We start from the raw sequence: 9,338 nt of genomic DNA on the forward strand, positions 1-9,338 counted from the left end.
CGACGGGCGCCCGCGGGCGCCAGGCCGACCTGACGGCCACGCTTCTGACCGCCTGGACCTATGCCGGCGCCAAGGACGGCAAGCAGGCGCTCGCCACCGTGGACAAGCTCAAGAACGAGCGGGCCTTCGACCAGTTCAGGGAATATCACGCCGCCCTCATCGCCGACGTGGTGGGCAACCCCGTCGAGGCCGAGAAACGCTTCAAGGCCGCCTACGAGGGCGAGCGCAACACCCTGCAGGTGGTCGACGCCTATGGGCGCTTCCTGGCCAAGCGCGGCCGCAAGGACGAGGCCCTGAAGATCTACAAGGCCTTCGACGAGGCGGCGCCGCGCCACCCGATCGTCCGCGCCGCCATGAAGGCGCTCGAGGAGGACAAGCCGCTCCTGCCGCTGGTCAACACCGCCCAGGACGGCGCGGCCGAGCTGCTCTACGGGCTCGGCGTCGTCGGCAACACCCAGGGCGACGAGCTCACGGCGATCATCTATCTGCGCCTCGGCCTCGACCTGAAGGGCGATCATCCGCTCGCCCTCGTCACCCTGGGCGACGTCTACGAGCGCCTGAAGCAGTACGACAAGGCGAACGCGATCTTCGATCGCATCCCCAAGGATTCTCCCGTGCGGCCGAGCGCCGACATCTCCATCGGGCACAATTTCGAGCTGATGGGACGGGGCGACGACGCCATTGCGCATCTCGAGAAGCTCATGAAGGAGCGGCCGGACGACGTGGAGGTCGTCATGGCGCTCGGCAACGTGCAGCGCTCGCGCAAGAAGTTCGCCGAGGCGGCCGAGACCTACGACAAGGCGATCAAGCTGATCGGCCAGCCGGAGCGCGGCCACTGGATCCTCTACTTCTACCGCGGCACGTCCTATGAGCGCGCGAAGCAGTGGGACAAGGCCGAGGCCGACCTGAAGAAGGCCCTGGAGCTCGTCCCCGAAGGGCTTCCGGCCGGCCGGGCGCAGGTGATGAACTACCTCGCCTATTCCTGGGTCGACCAGAACATGAACATCGACGAGGCGTTCAAGATGCTCACCAAGGCCGTCGAGCTCGCCCCGCGCGACGGAATGATCATCGACTCGCTCGGCTGGGCCTATTACCGCATGGGCCGCTACGACGACGCCGTGCGCGAGCTCGAGAAGGCCGTGGAGCTGAAGCCGGGCGATCCGACCATCAACGACCACCTGGGCGATGCCTATTGGAAAACCGGCCGCAAGCTCGAGGCGAAGTTCCAGTGGGACCACGCCAAGAACTCGGATCCGGAGCATGAGGAGCTCGTGAAGATCCTCAAGAAGATCGACAGCGGTCTCGAGGAGGATCCGAAGCCCGCCGCCGCCGAGAACGCGCCGCCGCCCGCGCCGGAAGTGCCGAAGCACAACGGCGGGTAAGGCCTGTCGAACCATCGCTCTCCTTGGTCGTCCCCGGCCTCGTGCCGGTGATCCCGACCGCGGAGGGCGCCGCGCTTTTCGGATCGGGATGGCCGGGACGAGCCCGGCCCTGACAGGGAACGGGAAGGCCGGTGTTCGCGACACGCGAGCCCTTCCCATCGTGTTCGCTCTCGGGCATGGAAGCGCCATGCCTCAGCCGCTCGCCACCCGCGCCCCCGCCAAGATCAACCTGACGCTGCACGTGCTCGGACGCCGGGCCGACGGCTATCACGCGCTGGAGAGCCTCGTGGCCTTCGCCGGCACAGGCGACGACCTGCGCCTCGCGCCCGGAGCCGTGTTGGCGCTCGCGGTGGACGGTCCGACGGCCGCCCTCGCCGGCAGCGGTGCCGACAATCTCGTCCTGAAAGCGGCGCGTCTTCTGGCCGAGCGCCTGGAGGGTCTGCGGCTCGGCACCTTCCATCTCACCAAGCGCCTGCCGGTCGCGGCCGGGATCGGCGGCGGATCCTCGGATGCGGCCGCGGCCCTGCGGCTCCTGGCCCGTCTCAACGGCCTGCCGCTGTCGCATCCGGCCGTCCGGGAGGCGGCCCGGCTGACGGGGGCGGACGTGCCGGTCTGCCTGGAGCCGAGGGCGCGCATGATGCGGGGCACGGGCGCGGAGCTCGGGGCCGCGCTCACCCTGCCGCGCCTCTTCGCCGTTCTGGTCAACCCGCGCGTGCCGGTGGAGACCCCGGCGGTGTTCCAGGCGCTCGGGCTGCAGCCCGGCCAGCGCCTGGCCGGGGAGGTCCACCCGGCCATCGAGCCGAGGGGCCTCATCGATGCGTTGCGCGCGGCCCGCAACGATCTCGAGCCGCCGGCGCTGCGGCTTCAGCCGCTGATCGGCGAGGCGCTCGGCCTGCTCGGGCGCACGACGGGCTGCCGCCTGGCCCGCATGTCCGGATCGGGCGCGACCGTGTTCGGCCTCTACGACGGGTGGGGGACGGCCGCGGAAGCCGCGAGGACCGTCAAGCACGCGCGGCCGGACTGGTGGGTCAAGGCGACGAGCCTGCGGTAATCGACGGCCTCACGTCATCACCGGGCTCGTCCCACCCTCCACGTCATCACCGGGCTCGTCCCGGTAATCCCGATGACGAAGAGCGCCGCGCCCCAAAAGATCGAGATGGCCGGCACAAGGCCGGCCATGACGTGTGGAGGGTGGCAGTGAGACCGCAGGATGGCCGGCGAGAGTCGGGTGATGACCGGCCGGCCATGACGGGACGAAGGTGCTCAGGCTTTGCGCGGTTCTCACCAGGCCGGGATGATGGCGCCCTTGAAGCGCTCTTCCAGGAACTTGGCGACCTCGGGGGACTGGTAGGATTCCACGAAGGTCTTGATCTCGGGGCGGTTCTCGTCGCCCTGACGGGCCGCGACGAAGTTGGCGTAGGGGTTGCCCTCGCGCTTCTCGACCGCGATCGTGTCCTTGCGGATGTCGAGGCCCGCATTGAGCGCGTGATCGGTGTTGATCACCGCGGCGTCCAAATCGGGCAGGGCGCGGGGCAGCTGCGCGGCATCGAGCTCTGAGAACTTGATGCCCTTCGGGTTCTCGGCGATGTCGAGAAGGCTCGGCGACAGGCCCTGGCCCTCCTTGATCTTGATCACGCCTTCCGCGGCCAGCAGGTTGAGCGCCCGGCCGCCGTTGCTCGGATCGTTCGGGATGCCGATCTTGGCGCCCTTCGGCAGATCGGCGACGGCCTTCGCCTTGGTGGAGTAGAGGCCGATGGGCTGGACGAAGGTGAAGCCGACGGGAACGATCTTGTAGCCCCGGGCGGCGATCTGCGCATCGAGATAGGGCTTGTGCTGGAAGGCGTTGGCGTCGAGGTCCTTGCGCTCCAAAGCCTCGTTCACCAGAGCGTAGTCGGAGAACGGTACGAGCTCGACATTCAGGCCCTTGGTGGCCGCGACCTTCTTGACGACCTGCGCGACCTCTTCCTCGGCCCCGGACATGACGCCGACCTTGATGCTCTTCTGCTGGGCGGCGGCCGGAAGCGCGGCGGCCAGGGCGGCACCGAGCGCGACGGTCGCGGACAGGAGAGCGCGGCGGGTGAAAACGGACATGGGGTCTACCTTTCGGGCAAAGTGCGTCCGGGCTTCAACTCGAAGCCGGACGTGTGGTTCGGGGCTTTTTGGGAAAGATCAGGCCGTGCAGCGACAACACCGCTCGGCCTGGAGGGGCCGAGGAAGGGGCAGGGATGCCGTTATGGAGGTCCAGCGCGTCATGACCGATCGATCCTCGTGAACCACGAGGCGGAGGCCGCTCGTGGCGCTTTAGCCTTTGATGACGCGGGGCAAGCTGCTCGTCTCAAATCACCGCGGCCCCGCCGTGGCCAGAGCCGCCGCGGGACAGGGATCTTTGTAGCCGGGCTGGTTTTTAAGTCAACCGATCTGTTCTGTAAAAAGAACAGCCCCGATATGCGCCTAAAGCCTAGGCCGCTCGGCCGAGCCTTCATGGCTGCGGCATAGGCGCGCTCGACCATCCGGCTGAAAGACGGGTCATCTTCATTTTGTTATACTGTTACTAACGATTCGATGGCTAGCGTCGCGACAACCGCCAGCCTCCAAGAGCAGGAGCCCAGAAGCATGAGCAGCCCCGGCCAGATCTTCGAGTGGGAAGGCATCACCCAGCCGTCCTATTGGGGCGGACAGATCCTCGCAGAGACGGGGCTGAAGGCCATGAGCCAGATCGTGGCGACGGGCGCCAACACCGTCACGATCATTCCCAACTTCTTCCAGGTCAGCAAGTTCAGCAACGAGGTGGAGTTGCATCTCGGCGATCCCAACAATCCATGGGACAACGAGAGCGACACGATCGAGCAGGTGAAGCAGTCCATTCTGGCGGCCAAGGACCGTGGCCTCAAGGTCGTGCTCAAGCCGCATCTGGAAACGAACAACCGTGTCTGGCGCGCCGAGCTCGCCCCCACCGACCCCAAGGCCTGGTTCGCCAGCTACAAGGCCATGATGGTCGAATACGCCAAGGTGGCTCAGGCGGCCGGCGCGGAGATGATCTGCGTCGGCACCGAAATGAACAGCATGATCGATCCGACCAAGACCTGCAGCGACGGCAAGACCTACACGCAGAAATGGGGCGAGATCATCGATGCAGTGCGGGCCGTCTATTCCGGCAAGGTCACCTATGCGGCCACCTACGACACGGTGCAGAAGGTCGGGTTCTGGGACAAGGTCGACTTCGTCGGGGTCGACGCCTACATCCCGTCCTCGACGGTGAACGATCCGACGGTCGATCAGATCGTGGATGCCTGGGTGAAGCCGCATTTCAACCCCTGGATCCGGGACACCCTGCATGGGGGCAAGTCCGTCGTCGACACCTACAAGGCGCTCTCTGAGCAATACGGCAAGCAGGTGATCTTCACCGAGGTCGGCTACAAGAGCATGGACGGGGCCAACAAGGATCCGGGCGTGTTCGGCGGCAGCGGGACCTATGATCCTCAGGAGCAGGTCGACTGCTACGAGGCTCTCTTCAAGGTGATGGAAAACTACGGCGGCCGATGGCTCGCCGGATCCTTCCTCTGGAGCTATTACTCCTTCGAAAACCCGATGGTGGAGCGGAATGTCCCCTGGACGGACTACACCACGCAATGGAAGCCCGCGAACGCCACGGTCACCACCCATTACTCGGGACCGGCTCATACGACGGGTCTCGCCCGGAACGGAACGAACGTCGCCGACAGGCTCGACGGCGGCTATCACAACGACACCCTGAACGGCGCCGGCGGCAACGACATCCTCTGGGGCGGCGCCGGAAACGATCGGCTCAATGGCGGCCCGGGGGACGATGCTCTCGACGGCGTAGCCGATGAGGACACGGCGGTCTTCTCCGGCGCCCGCGCCAACTACACGATCTACGCGCTCGGCAACGGCCGATACATCGTCAAGGACGCCCGCCAGAACGGGGACGGCACCGACGAGCTCCGCGGCGTGGAGAAGGCGAGCTTTTCCGACCAGACAGTGGATCTCGCGACCGCCGGCGGAACGCCTCCGGAGAGTATCTTTTCCATCGCGGCCGTTCAGGCCGGCAAGCCCGAGGGCGGTGCGGGAGCGACGACCGACTTCACCTTCAAGATCACCCGCTCCAGCGACGTGGGCGACACCAGCGTCAAATGGCGGGTTCAGCTTCCCGCCGGCGCCATTCGGGCCAACGACTTTGCCGTCATGACCGGCGAGGTTTCCATGGCCACGGGCGTGACCGAGCAGACGATCACCGTAAAAGTTCGGGGCGACCTTCTCTTCGAGGCGGACGAGACCTTCACGGTCGAACTCTACGGGGCGGGCGAGGGCAGCTCCATCGGGAGCGGGAATGCGACCGGCACGATCCTCAGCGACGACGGCGACAATGCTCCGAGCGACATCGTTCTGGACAATCCGGCGGTGGCCGAACTCGCCGAGGCCGGAACGCTCATCGGGACGTTGTCGGCCGCGGACATCGATGAGGACGAAGCGATGAGCTATGCCATCGTGAACCCGGACGGGCGGTTCACGATCGACGGCAACAGGCTGCTGGTGGCCGACGGCATCAGGCTCGATCACGAGCAGGCCTCCTCGCACAGGGTCACCGTGCGGGTGACGGACAAGCACGGGGCAACCTTTTCCAAGGACCTCGTGGTGCATGTCACCAACGAAGATCCGGAGAAGACCGCAGGCAGCGCGGCCGATGACGTGTTCTACGGCGGCGGCGGCGACGACACGCTCGGCGGCGGAGCAGGTCACGACCGCTTGTTCGGCGGTGCGGGCGCCGACCTGCTCACCGGCGGCGACGGCGGCGACATCCTGTCGGGCGGGGCCGGCAGGGACACGCTCACCGGCGGCGCCTGGAGCCGGGCGGACCCGAACAAGGACGCGTTCCTGTTCGACGTCAAGGTGACGGCAAGCACCTACAGAAGCCACGTCGACACGGTGAAGGACGTGCAGTTCAAGTATGATTCGTTCTACTTCGAGGATTCGGCCTTCAGCAACGGGACGATCGCCCGCTACCTGGCGGGCAAGAACGCCTCGCTCGATCATGCGATCACGATCAGAAAAGGCTGGTTCGCGTTCGATCAGGCCAAGGATCGGGACGACTTCTTCATCGCCAGGAAGGTCAATGCGAAGACCTACAAGCTGCTTTTCGATGCGGACGGCGCGGGCACGAAGCAGAAGGCCCTGGAGATCGCCACCATCACCTACGACAAGAAGGTCGGAGGCGACATCTCCTACAAGGATTTCCTCTTCGTCTGACGGCGGGACGTCCGCTCAATAGGCCCGGGCGATGCAGAAATCGACCGCGTCGAGCAGGGCCTGCTTCATCGGGCCCGACGGGAAGAGCGCGAGGGCGTCGCGGGCCATGGCGCCGTAATGGCGGGCCCGCTCGACCGTGTCCTCGAGGGCGCGGTGCCGGCGCATGATGGCGATGGCCTGCTCGAGATCCGCGTCCTCGATCTCACCCCGTTCGAGCACGCGCTTCCAGAAGGCGCGCTCCTCGTCCGTCCCGCGCCGGAAGGACAGGACCACCGGCAGGGTGATCTTGCCCTCGCGGAAATCGTCGCCCACGTTCTTGCCGAGGGTCGCGGCCTTGCCGCCATAGTCCAGGGCATCGTCCACGAGCTGGAAGGCGATGCCGAGATTCATCCCGTAGGAGCGGCACGCGGCCTGCTCGGCCTTCTGGCGCCCGGCGATGACCGGCCCGACCTCGCAGGCGGCGGCGAAGAGTTCGGCCGTCTTGCCCCGAATCACGGCGAGATATTCGTCCTCGGTGGTTTCCGTGTTCTTGGCGGCGGCGAGCTGCATGACCTCGCCTTCGGCGATCACGGTCGCGGCGGCCGACAGGATGTCGAGGGCGCGCAGGGATCCCACCTCCACCATCATGCGGAAGGCCTGGCCGAGCAGGAAGTCGCCGACGAGCACGCTGGCCTCGTTGCCCCACTTGATTCGGGCCGCGATCTTGCCGCGTCGCATGTCGCTCTCGTCGACCACGTCGTCGTGGAGAAGGGTGGCGGTGTGCATGAACTCGACGGAGGCCGCGAGCTTCACGTGCCCGTCGCCCTGATAGCCGGACAGCCTGGCGGTCGCGAGCGTCAGCATGGGGCGCAGGCGCTTGCCCCCGGAAGAGATCAGGTGGTTCGCCACCTCCGGGATCATCGTGACCTCGGATCCCGTCCGCGACAGGATCATCGCATTGACCCGTTCCATGTCGGAGGCCACAAGGGACACGAGCTTCTCGATGCTCGCATTCTTCTCGGGATGCTTGTCTTCGAACGGAACGACGACGCCCACGTCTCACTACCCGGGTTGCCGGCCGGCTCGGCCGGTAGGAATATCAGTCACCGTGGCATGGCACTTTCCATGCTGCAATGCAAACGCTTACCGCAGGGGAAGGGTCTCAAGCCGATGGTCGAAATCGTCCGCACCAGCGATCTCGTTCTGGTCGGCTTCCTACAATCCCTCCTGGAGAACGCCAAGATCCCCGTTTTCGTGGCAGACATGCACATGAGCGCCCTGGAGGGCATGACCGGCGCCTTCCCGCGCCGGATTCTCGTGCCCGCCGATCATCTGGCCCAGGCCCGCCGCCTGGTGGCCGAAGCCGGGCTCGAGGGCGAGCTGCGGCATGAGTGATGTCACGGAAGATCTTCTCCTGGACGGGCGGGTCCGCCTCCTTCAGCCGCACAAGGGGCACCGGGCCGGCACCGATGCGGTGCTGCTCGCGGCCTCGGCTCCCCTGAAATCCGGCGATGTCGTGATGGACGTGGGCGCGGCGACCGGAGCGGTCGGCCTCATGGTGGCGGCCCGGCGGGAAGCTGCGCGCGTCGTCTTCGTGGAGCGCGATCCTCACCTCGCCGAATTGTGTCGGGCCAACTGCCGGACAAACGGCATCCAGGGGGAGGTGGCCGTGGCGGACCTGTTGGACCGCACCTCGCGCCAAGCGGCGGGTCTCATGCCCGAAAGCGCCGATCTCGTCCTCACCAACCCGCCGTTCCTGGAGGAGGGCGAGGCCCGGATCTCGCCCGACCGGGGCCGGGCGGCGGCTCATGCCCTTCCGACCGGGGGGCTGGACGCCTGGCTCAAGGCCAGTATCGGCCTGCTCAGGCCAAAGGGACGGTTCGTGATGATCCACCGGGCCGATCGCCTGGCGGATTGTCTGAGGATGCTGGAGAATCGGCTCGGGAGGCTGGAGCTCCGTTTCGTTCATCCCAGCGCCGAGCGGCCGGCGATTCGCCTGCTCCTGTCCGGGATCAAGGGCAGCCGCGCCCCCGTGTGCGTCCTGCCGCCCGTGATCCTGAACGGTCCCGATGGCCGCTTCACCCCGCAGGCCGAGGCCCTGCATCGGGGTGACGCGATCCTTCCATGAGAAAGGGCGCCTCTCGGCGCCCTTCCCGATCACCAGCGATAGCCCGGTCCCCGGACCGTGCGGCAGACCTCGATCGGACGGCGCACCCAGCGGTAGCCGTTCCAGACCCGGCGCGGCTCGACCCAGCACCGGCGGGCCACGCGGGCGGGACGGTAAGCGCCGTAGGGACGCCCGTAATAGGGGCGCCCATAATAGGGCCGGCCATAATAGGGACGGCCGTACTGCACCGTCACGGCGGGCCCTCGATAGCCGTAGCCCCCGTAATAGGGCTGCGCCTCGGCCGGCTGAACCGACACGGCCCCGAAGCCCAAGGCCGCAAAACCAAGAAGGCCGAACATCAGCTTACGCATTCATTCTCTCCTCAACTCCGCTCGGACACCGGAGTGAAACGGTGTCACGACCGGGCTGTTGTCCATGATCAAGATTTAAACGGTCTTAACTGAACGCAGCCCGACAATTTCCCTAACGGTATGTTCATCTTGGGAAGCCGGGCCGTGCACTCTAGAGCATCGGATCCGATCCCAAAAGTGGGTCCACGTTTGGGTTCGGAGCCGATGCGCCCGGCGTGGCGGGCGCAAACGGGG

8 protein-coding genes are annotated in these 9,338 nt (G+C 66.5%); 5 read left to right on the forward strand and 3 right to left on the reverse strand.

Annotated elements, in window-relative coordinates; all coding sequences use genetic code 11:
* Together NF876_RS36850 and NF876_RS36855 are read left to right on the forward strand one after the other, a co-directional pair.
* Positions 1 to 1,382: tetratricopeptide repeat protein (locus NF876_RS36850; RefSeq protein ID WP_262272940.1), on the forward strand; the 1,382-nt coding region annotated here is incomplete at its 5' end.
* 187 nt (positions 1,383 to 1,569) lie between these two features.
* Positions 1,570 to 2,433: a 4-(cytidine 5'-diphospho)-2-C-methyl-D-erythritol kinase gene (locus tag NF876_RS36855; RefSeq protein ID WP_262272955.1), complete on the forward strand. Its 864-nt coding sequence runs from the start codon at positions 1,570 to 1,572 to the stop codon at positions 2,431 to 2,433.
* Between the two features lie 230 nt (positions 2,434 to 2,663).
* Here the strand turns inward: NF876_RS36855 and NF876_RS36860 are convergent, their stop codons facing one another.
* Entirely contained in the window at positions 2,664 to 3,473 is an 810-nt protein-coding gene (locus NF876_RS36860; RefSeq protein WP_262272941.1) for a MetQ/NlpA family ABC transporter substrate-binding protein, read from the reverse strand.
* 522 nt (positions 3,474 to 3,995) lie between these two features.
* On the opposite strand from NF876_RS36860, the gene NF876_RS43260 reads away from it, so the two are divergent.
* Positions 3,996 to 6,647, forward strand: coding sequence for a glycoside hydrolase family 113 (locus NF876_RS43260; RefSeq protein ID WP_315975110.1), 2,652 nt, complete (start codon positions 3,996 to 3,998; stop codon positions 6,645 to 6,647).
* Between the two features lie 15 nt (positions 6,648 to 6,662).
* On the opposite strand, the gene NF876_RS36870 is transcribed toward NF876_RS43260, so the two are convergent.
* Positions 6,663 to 7,682 (reverse strand): polyprenyl synthetase family protein, encoded by a 1,020-nt coding sequence (locus NF876_RS36870; RefSeq protein ID WP_262272942.1) that lies wholly within the window; start codon positions 7,680 to 7,682, stop codon positions 6,663 to 6,665.
* A gap of 114 nt (positions 7,683 to 7,796) precedes the next feature.
* Here NF876_RS36870 and NF876_RS36875 point away from each other — a divergent pair, with 114 nt between their 5' ends.
* The gene (locus NF876_RS36875) at positions 7,797 to 8,021 is read left to right on the forward strand and encodes a putative signal transducing protein (protein ID WP_262272943.1); all 225 of its coding nucleotides are present in this window, start codon (positions 7,797 to 7,799) and stop codon (positions 8,019 to 8,021) included.
* Positions 8,014 to 8,754: a tRNA1(Val) (adenine(37)-N6)-methyltransferase gene (locus tag NF876_RS36880; protein ID WP_262272944.1), complete on the forward strand. Its 741-nt coding sequence runs from the start codon at positions 8,014 to 8,016 to the stop codon at positions 8,752 to 8,754. Before NF876_RS36875 ends, NF876_RS36880 begins: the two co-directional genes overlap by 8 nt.
* 29 nt (positions 8,755 to 8,783) lie before the next feature.
* Here NF876_RS36880 and NF876_RS36885 read toward each other — a convergent pair whose 3' ends face one another.
* Complete coding sequence (locus NF876_RS36885) at positions 8,784 to 9,104, reverse strand: hypothetical protein (RefSeq protein WP_262272945.1); 321 nt, start codon at positions 9,102 to 9,104, stop codon at positions 8,784 to 8,786.
* Positions 9,105 to 9,338: the final 234 nt, after the last annotated feature.

It is taken from the genome of Microvirga yunnanensis (assembly GCF_025460875.1).

What these genes read in the sequence shown, in the direction of transcription:
- NF876_RS36855 (WP_262272955.1), top strand. Translation starts at nt 1,570, where the DNA reads ATGCCTCAGCCGCTCGCCACCCGCGCCCCCGCCAAGATCAACCTGACG.
- NF876_RS36860 (WP_262272941.1), bottom strand. Translation starts at nt 3,473, where the DNA reads ATGTCCGTTTTCACCCGCCGCGCTCTCCTGTCCGCGACCGTCGCGCTC.
- NF876_RS43260 (WP_315975110.1), top strand. Translation starts at nt 3,996, where the DNA reads ATGAGCAGCCCCGGCCAGATCTTCGAGTGGGAAGGCATCACCCAGCCG.
- NF876_RS36875 (WP_262272943.1), top strand. Translation starts at nt 7,797, where the DNA reads ATGGTCGAAATCGTCCGCACCAGCGATCTCGTTCTGGTCGGCTTCCTA.
- NF876_RS36880 (WP_262272944.1), top strand. Translation starts at nt 8,014, where the DNA reads ATGAGTGATGTCACGGAAGATCTTCTCCTGGACGGGCGGGTCCGCCTC.
- NF876_RS36885 (WP_262272945.1), bottom strand. Translation starts at nt 9,104, where the DNA reads ATGCGTAAGCTGATGTTCGGCCTTCTTGGTTTTGCGGCCTTGGGCTTC.